The sequence below is a fragment of the Nonomuraea composti genome (genome assembly GCF_012034275.1).
GTDB classification, from domain to species: domain Bacteria; phylum Actinomycetota; class Actinomycetes; order Streptosporangiales; family Streptosporangiaceae; genus Nonomuraea; species Nonomuraea composti.
The window spans coordinates 34,343-52,387 of sequence record NZ_JAATEP010000018.1 but is presented as its reverse complement, the minus strand read 5'-3'; the positions used below and the strand labels follow the sequence as shown (position 1 = coordinate 52,387).

The following is an 18,045-nucleotide window of genomic DNA, read 5'->3' as shown; positions in this document are numbered from 1 at the left end:
GTCAGGCGCGCCTGATCCGGAGGGTGACCAGCTCGAACGGGCGCAGCGTCACCGGGATCTCACCTCCCGGCCGCCGCGGCTCGCCCGTGGGCCGCTCCAGCAGGTCCGTGGTGACGACCTCGGCGACGGGGAAGCCGGCCCGCAGCGTCGCCCGCGCCCGGCCGCCCCTCGACTCGTGGAAGCGGACGACCACGTCGCCGCTCTCGTCGTCGGCCAGCTTCACCGCCGTCACCACCACGGCGTCGTCGTCCACCGTGACCAGCGGCTCCACCGGCGTGTCCCCGGTGACGCGGCGCTCGGGCAGGTTGATGAAGTACCCCTCGCGCACCGCGTCGCCGATCGTCGCGCCCGGCACCAGCGCGTGCCGGAAGCGGTGCGTGCCCTGGTCGGTCTCCGGGTCGGGGAAGCGCGGGGCGCGCAGCAGCGAGACGCGCAGCGTCGTGGTCGTGCCGTGCTCGTCCACCTCGCGGGTCACGTCGTGGCCGTAGGTCGAGTCGTTGACCACCGCCACGCCCCAGCCGGGCTCCTCGATGTGCACGAAACGGTGGTTGCACGCCTCGAACTTGGCCGCCTCCCAGCTCGTGTTCGTGTGGGTGGCGCGGAAGGCGTGGCCGTACTGGCTCTCGGAGGCGTACCGGTCGGCGCGCACGTCGAGCGGGAAGGCCAGCTTGAGGAACTTCTCGGTCTCATGCCAGTCGACCTCCGTGTCGATCTCCAGCCGGCCCTCCGTGAGCGTGAGCCGCTGCGTCACCGCCGAGCCGCCGAACGTGCGCGTCACCACGACCGTGCCGCCGTCCGCCCGGACCTCCCCCTCGGTGAGGTCGGTGACCGTGTGGCGGTAGAAGGCGTCCACGTCCCAGGCGTCCCACTTGTTGGGGAAGTCCTGGTGGAGCTGGAGCAGGTTCGCCGCGCGGCCCGGCGCGACCGCCTCCCTGCCCGCCCGCCGGTCGAAGGCGGACACGACCAGGCCGCGGCCGTCGATCTCCACGCGGAGCCGCTCGTCCTCCAGCACGAAGCCGCCGCCCTCGCGCGGGCGCGCCTCGGCCTCGGACGCGGGCGCGGCAGGGGCGGCGCCGCCGGCGGGGACGCCGCGGCGGGCGTGCGGGGCGCCGTTGAAGACCAGCTCGCCCGTGCCCTGCCCGGCCAGCGCCCGCTGCGCGCCGTCGATGATCTCCGTCAGCTCCCGCGCCACGCTCTCGTACGTCCTGCGCGCCTCCCGGTGCACCCACGCGATCGACGACCCCGGCAGGATGTCGTGGAACTGGTGCAGCAGCACCGTCTTCCAGATCCGGTCGAGCCGCTCGTACGGGTAGGGGGCGTTCGCCCGCACGGCCGCCGTCGCGGCCCACAGCTCGGCCTCCCGCAGCAGCGACTCGCTGCGCCGGTTGCCCTGCTTGGTCTTGGCCTGGCTGGTCAGGGTGGCCCGGTGCAGCTCCAGGTAGAGCTCGCCGACCCAGACGGGCGGCTGCGGGTACTCGGCCTCGGCCTTGGCGAAGAACTCCGCCGGCGTCTCCCACGTGACCATGGGGGAGCCCTCCAGGTCGCGTACCCGGGCCGCCTTGGCGACCATCTCCCGCGTCGTGCCGCCGCCGCCGTCGCCCCAGCCGGTCGGGGCCAGGGAGTGCCGGGCGGTGCCCTTGTCCTTGAAGTTGCGGGCCGCGTGCGCCAGCTCCCCGCCGTGCATCGAGCAGTTGTAGGTGTCGACCGGCGGGAAGTGCGTGAAGATCCGCGTCCCGTCGATGCCCTCCCACAGGAACGTGTGGTGCGGGAAGGTGTTCGTCTGGCTCCACGAGATCTTCTGCGTGAGCAGCCGCTTCGACCCGGCCGCCTTGATGATCTGCGGCAGCCCGGCCGCGAACCCGAACGTGTCCGGCAGCCACACCTCCTCGTTGTCCACGCCGAACTCGTCGATGAAGAACCGCTTGCCGTGCACGAACTGCCGGGCCATCGCCTCGGAGCCCGGCATGTTCGTGTCGGACTCCACCCACATGCCGCCCGCCGGGACGAACCGGCCCGCCGCCACCGCCTTGGTCACCTTCGCCCACACCTCGGGCCGGTGCTCCTTGACCCACGCCCACTGCTGGGCCTGCGACATCGCGAACACGAAGTCCGGCTCGTCCTCCAGCAGCGCGGTCATGTTGGCCGTCGTCCGGGCCACCTTGCGCACGGTCTCGCGCAGCGGCCACAACCACGCCGAGTCGATGTGGGCGTGCCCGACCGCGCTGATCCGGTGCGCCGACGGCACCGCGGGCGCGGCCAGCACCCCGGCCAGCTCCGCCCTGGCCGCCGCCGCGGTGCCGTTCACGTCCTGGAGGTCCACCGCGTCCAGCGCCCGCTCCACCGCGCGCAGCAGCTCCCAGCGGCGGCCGCCGTCCACGGGCAGCTCCAGCATCAGCTCGCCGAGCACCTCCAGGTCCATGACCAGCTCCCACACCGTCTTGTCGAAGACGGCCAGGTCCATGCGGGTCAGCAGGTACAGAGGGTCGCTGCCGGCCGTCTCCTTGTCGCCCATCAGCGTCGGCCGGAACGCGTCGTGGCCCAGGATGATCGGGTTGGAGGCGGCCTCGATGTGCAGCCGCACCCGCTCGCCGCCCTCGGCCGGCTCGGCGACGCGGACCCACTGGTTGCGCGGGTTGAGGCCCTTCACCGGCGTGCCGTCGGGCCGGTAGACCAGGCCCTCGCACTGGAAGCCCGGCCGGTCCGCGTCGAAGCCGATGTCCAGGATCGCCTCCACGATCCGGCCGCTCCACTCCATGGGGACGGTGCCGGTGACGGTGAACCAGTTCGTCCCCCAGGGCGCGCCCCACGCCTGCCCCACCGCGATCGGCTCGGGCTCGGCCGCCAGCCCCTCCGCCACCGGCACGGGCTCGCCGGGCGCGTGCCAGACGGCCACCTCCAGGGGGACGGACTCGGGGTAGATCGCCGGGCGGATCCGCTCGTTCAGTACGCGCTTCAGCCGGGCTTCGACCAGATCGCGGTCGTCATGCATCAGGCAGGGCTCCTATCGGTCAAGTAGTGGCCAACAGCACGTTAAGCACCCTGTCGCCGCCACGGCAATGTCCCTTACCCGCGATAGTTGAAAGGCGTACGGTTGACGCATGGCTGCGACCCCGGAAACGGTGCACTGGCGCGGCGTGCACCACCTCGCCCTCGTGACCGCGGACATGGACGCCACCGTGCGCTTCTGGCACGGCGTGCTCGACGCCCGCCTCGTCACCACCCTCGCCGTGCCCGCCTTCAAGCACTACTTCTTCGAGGTGGGCACCGGCAACACCGTCGCCTTCTTCGAGTACACCGGCCAGGAGCTCGACCGCTTCGCCAAGCCGGCGGGCGTCCCGTACGCGAAGGCGGCCCAGTTCGACCACCTCGCGCTGCACCTGCCCGACGAGGACGCGCTGCTGCGGCTGCGCGACCGGCTCAAGGCGCACGGCTGCGAGGTGACCGACGTCGTCGACCACGGCTTCCTGCGCTCCATCTACTTCAGCGACCCCAACGGCATCGCCCTCGAAGCCTCCTGGTGGACCGTCGACCCGACCGGCCGCCCCGTCGACTACTCCGACGAGCGCCTGTTCGCCGACCCCGACCCGGTGCCCGCCGTCCGCGAGCTGCGCGAGCACGGCCGGCTCCACCACACGGTCGCCACCCGCCTGGTGGACGGCGTCGTCGAGGACCTGCGCCGCGAAGGCATCACCCTGGACTCCTGACGGGGATCGGTTCACGCTCGGTTCTCCGGCTCTTTCGTAGGAGGGGCGTCGTGAAGAAGGTCACCGTCATGACCCGGCCCATCGTGGTCTCGGCGCTGACGGGCGCGGTGACCACGCTCATGACCGCGTATCGACGCCGAGCGATGCGCCGGCCCGCCGGCCAACCCTGACCCCGCCGCTGATCACGTCAGGCAGGCGTGCAGCGCCTCGGCGAAGGCGCCGGGGTCGCGCAGGTAGCCGACGTGGTCGCCGGGCAGCTCCACGGCCCGCGTGCCGAGCAGCTCGGCCACCGCCAGCGTGGTGCGGTGGAAGAGCGTGCCCTGGTCCTGCGCCCCGTACGCCACCACGACCGGCGCACCTCGCAGCGCCACCGCGTCCGGGACAAACGAGCTGAACCCCCGCAGCTCGTAGCGCAGGTTGGGCTCGGCGTTGGCCGCCATCCTGGTCAGCATGTCGCGCACCCACTCCGGCAGGCCGGGGGCGGGCGGCCCGGGAACCGAGAGGCCGGTCTCCTCGCCCATCCGGCGCATCGCCGCGCCGGCCCCCTCACGGGCGAACAGGTCCAGGGTCTCCTCGGTCATGCGGCGCCAGCGCTCGGCGTCGGGCAGGAGCTCGTAGGCGGGCGGCTCGTGCGCGACCAGCCGCCGCACCCGTTCAGGACGGCGGGCCAGCAGGTCGAGGGCGATCAGGGCGCCCGCGTGGGTGGCGAAGACGTAGGCGGGCTCCGGGCCGGCCGCCTCCAGGAGGAGCAGGGCGTCGTCGGCGTGCCGTTCGACGGGATGGTCGCCGAACGGCTCCGTCAGGGGGCTGCGGGAGTAGCCGCGACGGTCGTAGGTGATGACCGTGTAGCGGTCGGACAGGAGGACGGCCAGCGGGGCGGCCATCGCCGGGTCGGTGCTGCCGCCGAGGATCACCAGGAGAACGGGGCCTGAGCCGCGCACCTCGTAGTGGAGCCGGGCGCCGGGGACGTCGAGCATGCCTGTGTCCATGGTGGGTCACTGTAGATGAGCCGATTTCGGGGTGGCGGCTTTACGACAAGTCGGGATGTGGCCATGCCCGAGACATAGACACGGCCAGTTCAGGATGGCTAGGAATTCGGTATTCGTGCTTACCGATACTCGGGAGGTCGTCCATGCGTGGCTTAAGGCGGGGGATGGTGGTGGCCGTCGCGGCCGTCATGGCGGCCGCGCCGCTCTCAGGCCCCAGTGCCCACGCGGCAGCCCCCGCCGCGTTCACCCCGGAGCCGGCGAGCGGCGAGATCACGCTGATCACCGGTGACCGGGTGCAGGTGCGGGCCGTGGACGGCAAGCACAGCACGGTGACGGTCACCCCCGCCCCCAGGCCCGACGGGACGGTGCCGACGTTCCAGGTGCTGGAGACCGGGCGCGGCACGACGGTCGTCCCCGACGACGTCGCCTCCCTGGTGCCGGAGCGGCTCGACAGCGAGTTGTTCAACGTGACGGCGCTGGCCGAGCAGGGCTACAGGGCCGAGATCCCGCTGATCCTCACCTACACCGCGCCGAACGCGCCCAAGGCGGCGCTGCCGGCCGTCGAGCGGGTGCGCACGCTGGAGAGCATCGGCGGCGCGGGCGTGCGGGTGGCGGCGGGCAAGGCGGCGGCGTTCGGCGCGGAGCTGGCCAAGCTGGCCGGGCCGCCCCAGGTGCGGGCCGCCACGCCGCTGGCCGGGGTGGCGAAGATCTGGCTGGATCGCGAGGTGCGGCCGGTGCTGGAGGACAGCGTCCCGCAGATCGGCGCGCCCGAGGCGTGGGCGGCCGGGTACGACGGCACCGGCACCACCGTGGCCGTGCTCGACACCGGCGTGGACGCCGCCCATCCCGACCTGGCCGGGAAGGTCGCCGGACAGCGCGACTTCACCGGCGAGAACACCACCGGCGACCCGCACGGCCACGGCACCCACGTGGCGAGCACGGCGTCCGCGGTGGCGCCGGGCGTGCAGCTGCTCAACGGGCGGGTCCTGGGCGCGGACGGCTACGGCCAGCTCTCGTGGATCATCGACGGCATGGAGTGGGCGGCCGGTGACGAGCACGCCGAGGTCGTCAACCTGAGCCTGGGCGGCCCCGAGGCGGGCGGCCCGCTCACCGAGGCCGTCGCGCGGCTGACGGAGCAGTACGGGACGCTGTTCGTGGTGGCGGCGGGCAACGACGGCTGCGACGCGTGCGTGGGCGCCCCCGGTGACGCCCCCGAGGCGCTGACCGTCGGCGCCGTGGACAAGCAGGACCGGCTCGCCCCGTTCTCCAGCAGGGGCCCGGTCGTGGCCGACCAGGCGGTCAAGCCCGACGTGACCGCGCCGGGCGTGGACATCACCGCCGCGAAGGCGGGCGGCGGCCGGGTCGCGATGTCCGGCACGTCCATGGCCACCCCGCACGTGGCGGGCGCGGCGGCGCTGCTGCGCCAGGCCCGCCCCGGCATCACGGCGAACGAGCTGAAGTCGCTGCTCATGGCCACCGCCAGGCCGGGCGGGGACATCCCGGTGGACGCCCAGGGCGCGGGCCGGATCGACGTGGCCGCCGCGATCAAGGGCTCGGTCGTGGCGTCGGCGGGCTCGCTGAACTTCGGCCGGCTCACCGAGGGCGAGCAGAAGACGCTCACCATCGGCTACCACAACCTCGGGCGGACGCCCGCCGAGCTGCCGCTGACGGCCGGTGACGCGTTCACGGTCGAGCCGGCCACGCTCACCGTGCCCGCGGGCGGCACCGCCGAGGCGAAGGTGACGATCAAGGCGGGCGCGGCCGGGGCGGTGCGGCAGGAGCTGACCGCGCCCGGCGTGCGCACGCTGCTGACCGCGAGCGTGGACACCAGGCGCGTCGAGCTGCGCGTGCGCGGCATCGCCAGGGACGGCCGGCCAGGGCGCGGCGGCTTCACCGTCCTGAACCTGGACGAGGGCACCCTGGTCGGCCGCGTGCTGCCCGGCGACCCCGGCCAGCCCTGCACCGACGCCAGGTACGGCACCGGCACCTGCCTGCTCGTCAAGCCCGGCACGTACTCGGTGCTCGGCCACATCTTCACCATGCCCGCAGGCCAGGACAGCACCACCGGCGGCAAGCCGCTCAACGAGAGCCTGCTCGGCGACCCCGAAATGAAGATCACCGAGAACACCGAGGTCGTCCTGGACGCCCGCAAGGCCGTCGAGGTCAAGATCGAGACCCCCGACCACGAGACCAAGCGGAACACGGGGGCCGCCGCCGCCCTCATGTGGTATCGCGCGGGCGAGCAGGGCACCGCGCTGCGCGGCGGCACCACGATCTCGCCGGGCGGGCAGGTCGAGGAGCGCCTGTTCGTCCAGCCGACCAGGAAGGTCACCAAGGGCACGTTCGTGGTCGCCACCCGCTGGCGGCTCAAGGCCCCGGAGATCGCCTTCTCCACGCCCGGGCTCCGGCTGAGCCCCGAATACGTGGACCCGGTCCAGTTCAGCGACTTCTCCTCCGAATACCCGCGCCTCGACGGCACCCGCCTGCTGCTGGCCGTGGACGCGGGCCGGGGCAGCGCGGCCGAGATCAAGGCCCGCGACCTGCGCGGCAAGCTCGCCGTCATCCGCCGCACCGACGGCGTGCCGGTCTCCGAGCAGTCGAACGCCGCCGCCGCGGCGGGCGCGGCCATGGTGGCCGTCTACAGCGACCGGCCCGGCCCCGACGTCACGACCGGCGGCAACGGCGTCAAGCTGGCCGTCCCCACCGTGCGGCTCACCCACGAGGAGGGGCTGAAGCTGGTCGGACGGCTGCGCCGCCTGCCGGTGCCGATCCTGGCCAAGGGCATCGTGGCCAGCCCGTACGTGTACGACCTGTACCTGCGCGAGCAGGGCCGGGTGCGCGACTCGCTCACGTACGTCATCCGCGCCGGATCCCAGGCCAGGATCGAGACCGGCTACCACACCCAGCTCACCGGCGGCGGCGCGCTCAACGAGGCCCGCTACGCCTTCGAGCCCTGGGACCAGGTCTCGATCTCCACGAACCACCCCATGCCCAAGGCGCCGCGCACCCGCGTCGACTACGTCACCCCCGACCCCGGCCTGCGCTGGACCACCTCCGCGGGCGCCCCGGAGCGCTCCTACAACACCATGTGGCCACACCCCGACACCGTGCTGGCGGGCGTGTCGTCGCCGGAGCTCCGTCCGTACGAGGCGGGGGAGCGGGTGGAGCGCACCGTCTTCAAGCAGCCGCTGCTGCCCGGCATCAACCCGCGCAACCCGGTACGCCGGGAGGGCGACCGGCTGCGGCTGTCGATGCAGGGCCTCGTGGACGCCCAGGGCAACTACGGCGAGGCGTACACGAGCCCGTTCGAGGGCGGCATGAAGACCGACTTCCGCCTCTACCGGGGCGACGAGCTGATGTGGCAGACGAACTACCTGCCCTCGGGGTCGGGGACGCTGCCGCCGGAGCGGGCCACGTACCGGATCGAGTACGACCTCGCGAACGGCGCGGACTGGGCGAAGCTGTCCACCCGCACGCGGGGCGTGTGGACGTTCGGCTCGGAGCGGGGGACGGCGGTGCTGCCGCTGCTGGTGGCCACCTTCGACGCCCCCGTCGACCTGCGCAACCAGGCCGGCTCCCGCCGGCTCACCCTGTCGGTGCGGCACCAGGAGGGAGCCGAGCGCAGCGCGATCAAGCGGGTCACGCTGGAGGTGTCGGACGACGACGGCGCCACCTGGAGGCCCGCCCGGCTGCGGGCCGACGGCGAGGGGACCTACCGCACGACGCTCGACCGCTCGCGCCCCGGCTTCGTCTCGCTGCGCCTGAACGCCTCGGACGTGCGCGGCAACACGCTCACGCAGGAGGTGATCCGCGCCTACGCCCTGCGCTGACCGGCCGGTTCACGCGAAGCGCGGCTCGGTGACCATCCCGCCGGAGGGCGCGCGGGTGAGCATGGCCTGGGCCAGGCTCGCCTTGAGCAGCGCCGCGCCGCGCACCACCGGCACCAGCGTCAGCGCGAACAGCACGCCGACCACGGTGTTGAAGACCACGAAGGTCGCGGCGTCGCCGCCCAGCCCGAGCAGCCGGGGCAGGCTCTCCTCCATGCCGGGCAGGGCCGCGATGAACCAGCCGTACAGGGGGAAGGCGAGGCCGGCGATGGTGCCGGCCCACCAGACGGCGGTGAGGATCGAGGCGAGCAGCGCGATGGGGAAGCCGATGATGGCGTACAGCAGGTCCATGACGGCCTGCCCGCTGGCCAGCGGGTTCAGGGTGCGGCGCAGCCGGCCCGCCCGGGCGGGGGCGGGCCGGTACGGCGGGCGGGCCACGGGGCGGCCGAGCACGCCGGGCAGCGCGACGCGCTCCAGGTCGGCCAGGTGCCGGGCCATGGCGGCGGTGGCGGCGAGGACGGGCAGCCCGGCGAACACGATCGCGGTGCCCAGCCCGGCCGAGATCCCGACCACGACGACGGCGAAGGACACGACCGCCATCGGCAGGCCGAGCAGGGTGTAGCGGGTGTCGGTGGCGAGGCGGTGCCGGAGGGTTGTCATGGCAGAGACGCTACGGGCCGGGCCCCGTCCCGCTCGATCCTGCGCGCGGCCCAGTGAGGGGTAGGGCCAGCCCTACCAAGGGCTCCTACCGGAAGCCGCGCTCGCCGCGGTCGTCGCGGAAGGCGTCGAGGCGGTCGAAGTCCAGCTCGTGCAGCGAGACGGGCGCGTCCGGCGGGCCGGTGAAGAAGCCGGTGTGCGTGCGCGGGCACGGGTTGGCGAAGCCGGTCACGCCGGCGCAGGGGTGGCCGAGGTAGGTGGTCTCGTGGTGCCAGTCGCTGACCGCCACGTACGTCATGAACTCGTAGGCCCGCGCCACGCTCATGTGCTGCCATAACGCGCGGGCCGGGGCGGGGCCGTCCCAGCGGGTGACGGAGAAGGCGGGCACGAGGACGGCGTCGAGCCGGTCGTGGCCGGCCAGGCTGGCGGAGTACCACAGGTCGGCGCACAGGAGCACGTGCAGGCGGCGGCCGGCCAGCTCGAAGCCGGGGCCCGGACGGCCGGGGCGCACGCCGGAGCGCAGCTCCAGCCCGTACGGGTGCGCCTTCTCGTACTCCATGAGCAGGGTGCCGCGCCCGTCGAACACGGCGCCCCGGTTGAGGGGGCCGTCGTAGTGGGAGCCCCCGACGACCGTCATGCCCGTGCCCTCGGCCAGCGCGCGGACCCTGGCCAGGTAGTCGGCGCGGGGCAGGCTGGAGCCGGCCAGCTCGGGCAGCAGCACGACGTCCCCTGCGCGGGCGGCCAGCAGCTCCTCGACCGCGTCGAAGTTCGCGTGACCGTCGGGGGACCAGTGCGGGGGTTGAACGAGGAGGATCTTCACCTCTCTACTGTGACCGGCCCGGGATGGCGGCGAGCAACTCGCGGGTGTAGTCGTCGGAGGGATGGTCGAAGATCTCCTCGGCGGTGCCGCTCTCGACGATCCGGCCGCCGCGCATGACGTGCACCGCGTGCGAGATCATCCGTACGACGGCCAGGTCGTGGCTGATGAACAGGTAGCTGAGCCCGAGCTCCCGCTGCAGCTCGGCGAGCAGCTCCAGGATCTGGGCCTGCACGAGCACGTCGAGCGCCGAGACGGCCTCGTCGAGCACGACCAGCTCCGGCGACAGGGCCAGGGCGCGGGCGATGGCCACCCGCTGCCGCTGGCCGCCGGACAGCTCGTGCGGCAGCCGCCCCGCGAGCGAGGCCGGCAGCGACACCTTCTCCAGCAGGTCGGCCGCCGCCTTCCTGCGCTCGGCGGCGGTGCCGACGCCGTGCACGCGCAGCGGCTCGGCGATCGACTTCTCCACGGTGTAGCGCGGGTCGAGGGAGGCGTACGGGTTCTGGAAGACCGGCTGCACGCGGCGGCGGAAGGCGAACAGCTCCTTCCTGCCCAGCGCGGTCAGGTCGGTGCCGTCGAAGCGGATGCCGCCCGCGGTGGGGGCGTCGAGGCCGAGCAGCAGGTTCGCGGTCGTCGACTTGCCCGAGCCCGACTCGCCCACGATCGAGACGGTACGGCCGCGCGGGATGGCGAACGACACCCCGTCCACCGCCGTGAACTCCTCGCCGGTGCCCCGGATCGGGAACACCTTGCGCAGCCCGTCGACCACGACGAGGTCGGGTGCGGGGGCGGGCGGCGCGCTGACGCGGACCGACGACAGGCTCGGCACGGCGCCGAGCAGCCGCTTGGTGTACTCGTGCGCGGGGTCGGCCAGGATCGCGGCCGCGGGTCCGGTCTCGACGATCTCGCCCTGGTACATCACGGCCACCATGTCCGCCCGCTCGGCGGCCAGCGCCAGGTCGTGCGTGATGAGGAAGACGGCGGTGCCCATCTCGGCGGTGAGCGCGGCGAGCTGGTCGAGGATGCGCCGCTGCACGGTGACGTCGAGGGCGGAGGTCGGCTCGTCGGCGATGAGCAGCCGGGGCCGGCAGGCCAGGCCCATGGCGATGAGCGCGCGCTGCCGCATGCCGCCGGAGAACTCGTGCGGGTACTGCCCGATCCGCCGATCCGGGTCGGGGATGCCCACCATGTCGAGCAGCTCGATCACGCGGGCCCGCGCCGCCCGGCCGGTCGCGACCCCGTGCACCTGCAGCGCCTCGGCGATCTGGTCGCCGACGCGCATGAGCGGGTTGAGGTTCGACATCGGGTCCTGCGGCACCAGGCCGATGCCGGCGCCGCGGATCGCGGTCATCTCGCGCCGGCTCGCGGTGGTCAGGTCGCGGCCCTCGAACAGGACCTGCCCGCCGGTGATGCGGCCGTTGTCGGGCAGCAGCCGGTTCACGGCGGCGGCCGTGGTCGACTTGCCGGAGCCCGACTCGCCGACCACGGCGACGGTCTGGCCCGGCTGGATCTCCATGGAGACGTTCCTGACGACGGTGACGTCCCGCTCGCGGGTGCGGAAGGCGACCGACAGGTCACGGATCTCCAACAGCGGGCTCATGCGGTCCCCGTTCGGTGTGCGATGTCCTGCAGCAGGGCGGTCCAGAGGTCGTCGGTGGGCGTCGGCGTGCCCTCGACGAGCAGGCGGTTGCTCGCCAGCGCCAGTACGATGTCCCGGCCGGGCACGAAGCCGACCGCGCAGCCCACGTAGCCGGGGTGGCCGAGGACGGTGACGGTCTCGCCCGGCAGCTCCAGCGCGTACCTGCGGAAACCGAGCGCCTGCTCCTGGTCGGGGCCCGGGCTGAAGAACTCCCTGACGACCTCCGGCCGCCACAGGTGGTCGTACTCCTCGTACCGGGACAGGGCCAGGCCGTACTTCAGCAGGTCGGGCACCGTCGAGAACAGGCCCGCGTGCCCCGAGACGCCGTCGAGGGCGTGGTAGGCGTTGCCGTCGGCGACCTCGCCGAGCACCGGCCCGGTGCGCCAGCGGGCGAAGTCGCCGCTGCGGTAGGGCACCGGGTACGGGCGGCCGGTGTCGAGCATGGTCATCTCGGCCCGGTCGTCCAGGGCGCTCATGGCCACCTCCGAGCCGGCCGGGCGGGCGTAGGTGGTGGAGGTCAGGCCCAGCGGCCGGGTGACCAGCTCGGCCAGCGCCCGGTCCAGGCGCAGGCCCGTCACCTGCGTGACGATCCGGCCGAGGAGGATGAAGCCCAGGTCGGAGTAGTGGCGGGCGCGGCCGGGCCGGTAGCGGGGCGGCGGGAGCTGCGGCTGGATGTAGAGCGGCCACCACTCCCACAGGCCGCCGCGGTGCAGCAGCAGGTCCCGCACGGTGATCGCCTCGTACGACTTCGGCAGGTACGCGCTCAGCGGCGCGTCGAGGTCCACCAGCCGGTCCGACACCAGGCGGATGAGCATCGTGGTGGTGGCCACGACCTTGGTCACCGAGGCGAGGTCGTGGTAGGTGTCCATGGTCATCGGCGCCGCCCCGCCGCCGTCCGGCAGCACGGTGCGGTGCCCGGCGCACTCGTCGAGGTCGAACCAGGGCGTGCGGGCCGCCATGATCAGGCCGGGTGGCGCGTTCATGACAGCCTCAGGGAGCGGGGCGGATCGGCGAGCGGCGCGGGCAGGACGAGCGGCCCGGCGCCCGGGGTGAGCGTGCCGAGGATGCGGGGGCTCGCGGCGCCCGTCCCGCCGGGCACGGTGCCGGGCAGGCCGTGCGCGGTCAGCCAGCCGATCAGCGCGAACGCGATCGCCTCCTTGTCGTCGGAGGGGGCGCCGTAGTCGTCGGACGGCGAGACGGCCACGCCGGGCAGGGCGGCGCGCAGGCCGTCCATGACGACGGGGTTGCGGCAGCCGCCACCGGACACGACCAGCGCGCCGACCCCGGCGGCGCGCACGTCGTGGGCGACCGTGCGCACGGTGAGCTCGCTCAGCGTCGCGACGAGGTCCGCGTCGGTCACCGGCACCCCGGCCTTGGCCAGGGCCGCCTCGACGTACGCGAGGTGGAACAGCTCCTTGCCGGTGCTCTTCGGCGCCGCCAGCCGGTAGTACGGCTCGTCGAGCAGCACCTCCAGCAGCCGCTGCGACACCCGCCCGGACGCGGCGATCCGGCCGTCCTCGTCGAAGCCGCGCGGGTGCAGGCCCCTGCTGGTCACCACGGCGTCGATCAGCGCGTTGGCCGGGCCGATGTCGTAGGCGTAAAGGGTGCCGCCGCGCACCACGGTCATGTTCGCGATGCCGCCCAGGTTGAGCGCGGCGGCGCCGCCGTAATGGCCGCCGTCGTGGCCGGCGTCGTGGTCGGCGAGCAGCAGCCCGTCCAGCACCGACACCAGGGGCGCCCCGTGCCCGCCGGCCGTGATGTCCCTGATCCGCACGTCGGACAGCACGGGCGCGCCGGTCCGCTCGGCGATCCAGGCGGGCTGCCCGATCTGCAGGGTGCCGAGCGCGTGCGCGCCCTCCACCCAGTGGTAGACGGTCTGCCCGTGCGAGACGACCAGGTCGACCGGCCCGGCCGCCTCGATCGCCGCGGCGGCGGCGCCGGCGAAGCTCTGCCCGATGAGCGTGTCCAGCACGCACACCTCCGCGAGCGTCGCGGGCGCGGGCGGCAGCGCGGCGACCAGCCGCGCCCGCAGCTCATCCGGGTACGGCGTGCTCGCGGTGTGCGCCAGACGGCCTTCGAGCACGCTCCCGACCAGCTCGAAGTCCACCACCGCCACGTCGATCCCGTCGTGCGAGGTGCCGGAGATCATCCCGAGAACCTTCATGACAGCTCCCCCAGAGCCGCTCGCAGCCGCCCGCCGGCCGCGGCCAGCCGGGCCGCCGCCTCCTGCGGCGACAGGTCGAAGCGCGTGGCCACGACCGCCTGCTTGACGTTGAACCCGTTCGCGTCCAGGGCGGCCAGCGCCTGCTCGCGCCCGCTGCCGGTGATCGTGCGGACCATGCGCACAGCCCGCTCGCGCAGCTTGCCGTTGCTCGCCTTCACATCGACCATGAGGTTGCCGTACGTCTTGCCGAGCCGCACCATCACGATCGTCGAGAACATGTTGAGCACGAGCTTCTGCGCCGTGCCCGCCTTGAGCCGGGTCGAGCCGCTGATCACCTCGGGCCCGACCAGCACCTCGATCGCGTGCTCGGCCTCGCGGCTCAGCGGCGTGCCCGCGTTGCACGACAGCCCCACGGTCAGCGCGCCGAGCTCGCGCGCCCGCCGCACGGCCGCCAGCACGTACGGGGTGCGCCCGCTGGAGGCGATGCCCACCACGCTGTCCAGCGGCCCGATCCCGGCGGCCGTCACGGCGGCGGCCCCGGCCTCCTCGTCGTCCTCGGCCCCCTCGCAGGGGGAGACGATCGCGCTCTCGCCGCCCGCGATGATCGCGAAGACCTGCTCGGGCGGCGTGGAGAACGTCGGCGGGCACTCGGAGGCGTCCAGCACGCCCAGCCGGCCCGGGGTGCCGGCGCCCACGTAGACGAGCCGGCCGCCGGCCTCCATGCGGGCGGCCGTGGCCTCGATCGCGGCCGTGATGCTGGGCAGCGCCGCGGCCACCGCGGCGGGCACCGTCGCGTCGGCCGCGTTCATGGTCGCGGCCAGCTCGCCGACGCTCATCGTGTCGATGCCGGCGAAGCGCGGATCGGCCGACTCCGTCGTCAGTTCTGAGAGGTTGTTCACCGGCTGCCTCGATTCCGGGGGTCGAAGGTGTCACGCAGGCCGTCGCCGAGCAGATTCAGCCCCACCACGAGCAGCACGACGACCACGCCCGGCGCGATCAGCGTCCACGGGGCGACGAACACGAGGCTGCGCGCCTCGAAGATCATCGAGCCGAGCGACGGCGCGGGCGGCGGGGTGCCGAGGCCGAGGAAGCTCAGCGACGCCTCGGTCAGCACCGCCCACGACAGCGACAGCGCCACCTGGACGACGATGATCGAGGTGATGTTCGGCAGCACATGGCGCAGCATGATCTGCCAGCGGCTCTGGCCGGTGGAGACGGCCGCCTTGACGTACTCGATCTCCCGCAGCGACAGGACGGGGCCGCGGGTGACGCGGATGAAGATGGGCACGTACACGATGGCGATGGCCACGGCGATGGTGAACCAGTTGCGGTCCAGCACCGAGGCCAGCGACAGCGCCAGCAGCAGCGGCGGGAAGGCGAACAGCACGTTCGTCACCCCGCCGATCGCGCCGTCGGCCAGGCCCCGGTAGAAGCCGGAGACCAGCCCGCCGAGCGTGCCCACCACGGTCGCGAACGCCACCGCGACGACCGCGATCAGCGCCGAGTTGCCCACTCCGGCCGCGACCCGCGAGAACACGTCGCGCCCGAACTGGTCGGTGCCGAACAGGTGCGCGCCGGACGGCGCCTGGAAGCGCGACGGCGGATGCTGCGCGACCGGGTCGTAGGGCAGCAGCCCCAGGTACGACAGCAGGGCCACGACCGCCAGCAGCGCGAGGAGCACGACGCCCGCGATCGCCGCGGGGCTGCGCCTCACGATGCCCTCACCCGCGGGTCGATCACCCGGTAGAGCAGGTCGGTCAGCAGGTTGACCAGCACGAACGCCAGCGCGATCACCAGCACGGTGCTCTGCACGACCGCGTACTCCTTCTGCTGGATGCCGAGCAGCACCTGCCGCCCGATGCCCGGCACGGAGAAGATCTGCTCGACCACGACGGCGCCGCCCAGCAGGTAGCCGAACTGCAGGCCCGTCATGGTCACGATCGGCACGAGCGCGTTGCCGAGCACGTGCCTGACCTGCAGCCGCCGCTCCGGCACGCCCTTGGCGCGGGCGGTGCGCACGAAGTCGTTCGAGCGCACCTCCAGCACCGCCGTGCGGGTCGTGCGCAGGATCGGCGCGGCGATGCCGAAGCCCAGCACGAGCGCGGGCAGCAGCATCTGCCGCAGGTTGAGCAGCGGGTCCTCGACGAGGGTGGCGAAGCCCTGCCCGTTCGGGTTGAACCCGAACGACGCCGCGAAGATCGACAGCAGCGTCGTGGCCAGCAGGAACGCCGGGATCGACAGGCCCGCCAGGCTCACGACCTGGCCGGCGGCGTCCCTGGCCGCGTTCGGGCGGGAGGCGGCGAGCATGCCGAGCGGCACCCCGATCAGCAGCGCCAGCACGATCGACAGCACGGCCAGCTCGAACGTCACCGGCAACGCGTGCAGCGTCAGCTCCAGCACGCTCTGCTGGGAGCGGGCCGAGTAGCCGAAGTTGCCGGTGAACAGGTTGCCCAGCCACGAGAAGAACTGTGTGACCAGCGGCTGGTCCAGGCCGTAGTACTGCTCCAGCGCCTGCCGCTGGGCCGGGGTGAGCGCGGCGGCCTCCGTGCCCAGCCCGGCGGTGATCTGGTCGCCGGGCAGCGCCCGCAGCATCACGAAGACGACCACGGCCACCCCGAACAGGATGCCCAGCGTCTCCGCGACCCGCCGCACCACCCGGTTGCGCAGCACCCTCATCGGACCGAGGTGGTCCGCAGGTACTGCAGCGAGCCGCTGGCCATCGGCGTGAAGCCGCTCACGTTCGCCGTCGTGGCCGTGTAGGTGTAGCCCGCGAACAGCCAGATCCAGGCGGCGTTGTTCTCCAGCTCCGCGCCGACCTTGTCGTAGACGGCCTTGCGCGCCGCCTGGTCGCTGGTGGCCTTGCCCTGCGCGAACAGCTCGTCCAGCTCGGGGGAGCTGTAGCCGGCGACCTTGTTCAGGTTGCCCTTGCTGGTGAAGTAGCGGCCGTAGGAGCCGTCGGGGTCGGGCCGGCCGCCGTTCAGCGCGACGGCGGCGTCGAAGTCGGCCGCCACCCAGCGGTCCACGAACGCGCCCGACTCCAGCACCTCCAGCTCCAGGTTGATCTTCGCCTCGGCGAGCTGCGCCTTGAGGTTCTGGGCCTCGTTGACGGAGGTGGCGTACTCGCCCTGCGACACGATGGTCTTGACGGTCACGCCGCCGGGCTTGCCGGCCTTGCCCAGGTACTCGGCGGCCTTGGCCAGGTCCCGGTTCGGGCAGGGCCGCTTGTTCGGGTCGGACTTGAACGCCGGGGCGGTGATCGGCCCGGTCACCTCGCCCTCGCCGAGCGCGGCGGTGTCGAGCACCTGCTTGCGGTCGATCGCGCACTGGATCGCCAGGCGCACGTTGACGTCCTTGAGGTCGCCGTGCTGCGCGTTGAGCTGGAGCACGTGGTAGTTGAGCTGCGGCGTCTTGGTCACGGTGATCGTGCCGCCGCCCTCGGCGGTCTGCGCGACGAGCGGGTCGTTGAAGACCGCGAGTTGCACGTTGCCCGACTGCATGGCCGAGACGATGGACGACTCGTCGGGGATCACCCGGAACTCGACGGAGGCCACCTTCGGCTTCTCCGCACCCCAGTACCTGTCGTTCCTGGTGAGCGTGATCGACTGGCTGGCCACCCGCTTGCCCAGCGTGAACGGCCCCGTGCCGTTCGGCGTGGCGGTCAGCTTCTCCTCGGTGTCGTCGGAGGAGAGCATCGCCATGTTGACGGTGGCGAGGTTGGCGGGCAGCGCGGCGTCGGGGCCGGTCAGCTCCAGCACCACGGTGCTCGCGTCGGGCGCCGCCACGGACTTCACCGAGGCCAGCGACGCCCGCGCCACGGCCGCCGTCTTCTCGTCCATGATCTTGTCCAGGGACGCCTTGACATCCTTGGAGTCGAACGCGCTGCCGTCGGCGAACGTGACGCCCTGCCGGAGCTTGAGCGTCAGCTTCTTGCCGTCCTGCGACGGCTGCCACGACTCGGCCAGGCCGGGCACCACGTTCAGGTCCTTGTCGAACTCGGTCAGCGTGCCGTACAGGTTCTGCAGCACGTTGACGGCCGTGAACTGGGTGGCCTTCCAGGGAAAGAGCGTGTCGGGGTCGGAGGTCACGCCGACCACCAGCGATCCCCCGGAGGCGGCGGCGCTTCCGGTCGGTGCGGGCCCGGAGGAGGACGAACAGGCGGTGAGGGCTAGGGACAGCGCGGCGGTCAGGCAAACCGCGGAGACGGCGCCACGGGGCATGTGGCCTCCTCAGGGCAGTGGGTCATAAAAT

General features: G+C 73.1%; 13 protein-coding genes. 2 read left to right on the top strand and 11 right to left on the bottom strand.

Annotation, left to right across the window (positions count from 1 at the left end; all coding sequences use genetic code 11):
- Nucleotide 1 precedes the first annotated feature (1 nt).
- Nucleotides 2–2,989 (bottom strand): alpha-mannosidase, encoded by a 2,988-nt coding sequence (locus HCN51_RS24995; RefSeq protein WP_168012105.1) that lies wholly within the window; start codon nt 2,987–2,989, stop codon nt 2–4.
- Nucleotides 2,990–3,098: 109 nt separating this feature from the next.
- On the opposite strand from HCN51_RS24995, the gene HCN51_RS24990 reads away from it, so the two are divergent.
- On the top strand, nt 3,099–3,704 hold the full coding sequence (locus HCN51_RS24990; RefSeq protein ID WP_168012103.1) for a VOC family protein: 606 nt from the start codon (nt 3,099–3,101) through the stop codon (nt 3,702–3,704).
- Between the two features lie 182 nt (nt 3,705–3,886).
- Here HCN51_RS24990 and HCN51_RS24985 read toward each other — a convergent pair whose 3' ends face one another.
- Entirely contained in the window at nt 3,887–4,693 is an 807-nt protein-coding gene (locus HCN51_RS24985; RefSeq protein ID WP_168012101.1) for an alpha/beta fold hydrolase, read from the bottom strand.
- A gap of 143 nt (nt 4,694–4,836) precedes the next feature.
- On the opposite strand from HCN51_RS24985, the gene HCN51_RS24980 reads away from it, so the two are divergent.
- On the top strand, nt 4,837–8,523 hold the full coding sequence (locus tag HCN51_RS24980) for a S8 family peptidase (RefSeq protein ID WP_168012099.1): 3,687 nt from the start codon (nt 4,837–4,839) through the stop codon (nt 8,521–8,523).
- A gap of 9 nt (nt 8,524–8,532) precedes the next feature.
- On the opposite strand, the gene HCN51_RS24975 is transcribed toward HCN51_RS24980, so the two are convergent.
- The 9 genes from HCN51_RS24975 to HCN51_RS24935 all read right to left on the bottom strand — a co-directional run bounded on the left by HCN51_RS24975 (nt 8,533) and on the right by HCN51_RS24935 (nt 18,014).
- Nucleotides 8,533–9,180, bottom strand: a complete 648-nt coding sequence (locus HCN51_RS24975) for a sensor domain-containing protein (protein ID WP_168012097.1) — start codon at nt 9,178–9,180, stop codon at nt 8,533–8,535.
- Between the two features lie 85 nt (nt 9,181–9,265).
- The gene (locus tag HCN51_RS24970; protein ID WP_168012095.1) at nt 9,266–9,997 is read right to left on the bottom strand and encodes a nitrilase-related carbon-nitrogen hydrolase; all 732 of its coding nucleotides are present in this window, start codon (nt 9,995–9,997) and stop codon (nt 9,266–9,268) included.
- 4 nt (nt 9,998–10,001) lie between these two features.
- Nucleotides 10,002–11,594, bottom strand: coding sequence for an ABC transporter ATP-binding protein (locus HCN51_RS24965; protein WP_168012093.1), 1,593 nt, complete (start codon nt 11,592–11,594; stop codon nt 10,002–10,004).
- Nucleotides 11,591–12,616, bottom strand: coding sequence for a serine hydrolase domain-containing protein (locus HCN51_RS24960; protein WP_168012091.1), 1,026 nt, complete (start codon nt 12,614–12,616; stop codon nt 11,591–11,593). The genes HCN51_RS24965 and HCN51_RS24960 overlap by 4 nt, the downstream gene beginning before the upstream one ends.
- Entirely contained in the window at nt 12,613–13,797 is a 1,185-nt protein-coding gene (locus tag HCN51_RS24955; protein WP_168012089.1) for an anhydro-N-acetylmuramic acid kinase, read from the bottom strand. Before HCN51_RS24955 ends, HCN51_RS24960 begins: the two co-directional genes overlap by 4 nt.
- Nucleotides 13,794–14,696: an N-acetylmuramic acid 6-phosphate etherase gene (gene murQ / locus HCN51_RS24950; protein ID WP_168012087.1), complete on the bottom strand. Its 903-nt coding sequence runs from the start codon at nt 14,694–14,696 to the stop codon at nt 13,794–13,796. Before murQ ends, HCN51_RS24955 begins: the two co-directional genes overlap by 4 nt.
- Nucleotides 14,693–15,511 (bottom strand): ABC transporter permease, encoded by an 819-nt coding sequence (locus HCN51_RS24945; protein WP_230466001.1) that lies wholly within the window; start codon nt 15,509–15,511, stop codon nt 14,693–14,695. Before HCN51_RS24945 ends, murQ begins: the two co-directional genes overlap by 4 nt.
- Nucleotides 15,508–16,473 carry an ABC transporter permease gene (locus HCN51_RS24940; protein WP_168012085.1) on the bottom strand — a complete coding sequence of 322 codons (966 nt, stop codon included), beginning with the start codon at nt 16,471–16,473 and terminating at the stop codon, nt 15,508–15,510. The genes HCN51_RS24945 and HCN51_RS24940 overlap by 4 nt, the downstream gene beginning before the upstream one ends.
- Entirely contained in the window at nt 16,470–18,014 is a 1,545-nt protein-coding gene (locus tag HCN51_RS24935) for an ABC transporter substrate-binding protein (RefSeq protein WP_168012083.1), read from the bottom strand. Before HCN51_RS24935 ends, HCN51_RS24940 begins: the two co-directional genes overlap by 4 nt.
- Between the last annotated feature and the right edge of the window lie 31 nt (nt 18,015–18,045).

Coding starts and splice junctions, on each gene's coding strand:
- HCN51_RS24995 (WP_168012105.1), bottom strand. CDS start 2,989: ATGCATGACGACCGCGATCTGGTCGAAGCCCGGCTGAAGCGCGTACTG.
- HCN51_RS24990 (WP_168012103.1), top strand. CDS start 3,099: ATGGCTGCGACCCCGGAAACGGTGCACTGGCGCGGCGTGCACCACCTC.
- HCN51_RS24985 (WP_168012101.1), bottom strand. CDS start 4,693: ATGGACACAGGCATGCTCGACGTCCCCGGCGCCCGGCTCCACTACGAG.
- HCN51_RS24980 (WP_168012099.1), top strand. CDS start 4,837: ATGCGTGGCTTAAGGCGGGGGATGGTGGTGGCCGTCGCGGCCGTCATG.
- HCN51_RS24975 (WP_168012097.1), bottom strand. CDS start 9,180: ATGACAACCCTCCGGCACCGCCTCGCCACCGACACCCGCTACACCCTG.
- HCN51_RS24965 (WP_168012093.1), bottom strand. CDS start 11,594: ATGAGCCCGCTGTTGGAGATCCGTGACCTGTCGGTCGCCTTCCGCACC.
- HCN51_RS24960 (WP_168012091.1), bottom strand. CDS start 12,616: ATGAACGCGCCACCCGGCCTGATCATGGCGGCCCGCACGCCCTGGTTC.
- HCN51_RS24955 (WP_168012089.1), bottom strand. CDS start 13,797: ATGAAGGTTCTCGGGATGATCTCCGGCACCTCGCACGACGGGATCGAC.
- HCN51_RS24940 (WP_168012085.1), bottom strand. CDS start 16,473: ATGAGGGTGCTGCGCAACCGGGTGGTGCGGCGGGTCGCGGAGACGCTG.
- HCN51_RS24935 (WP_168012083.1), bottom strand. CDS start 18,014: ATGCCCCGTGGCGCCGTCTCCGCGGTTTGCCTGACCGCCGCGCTGTCC.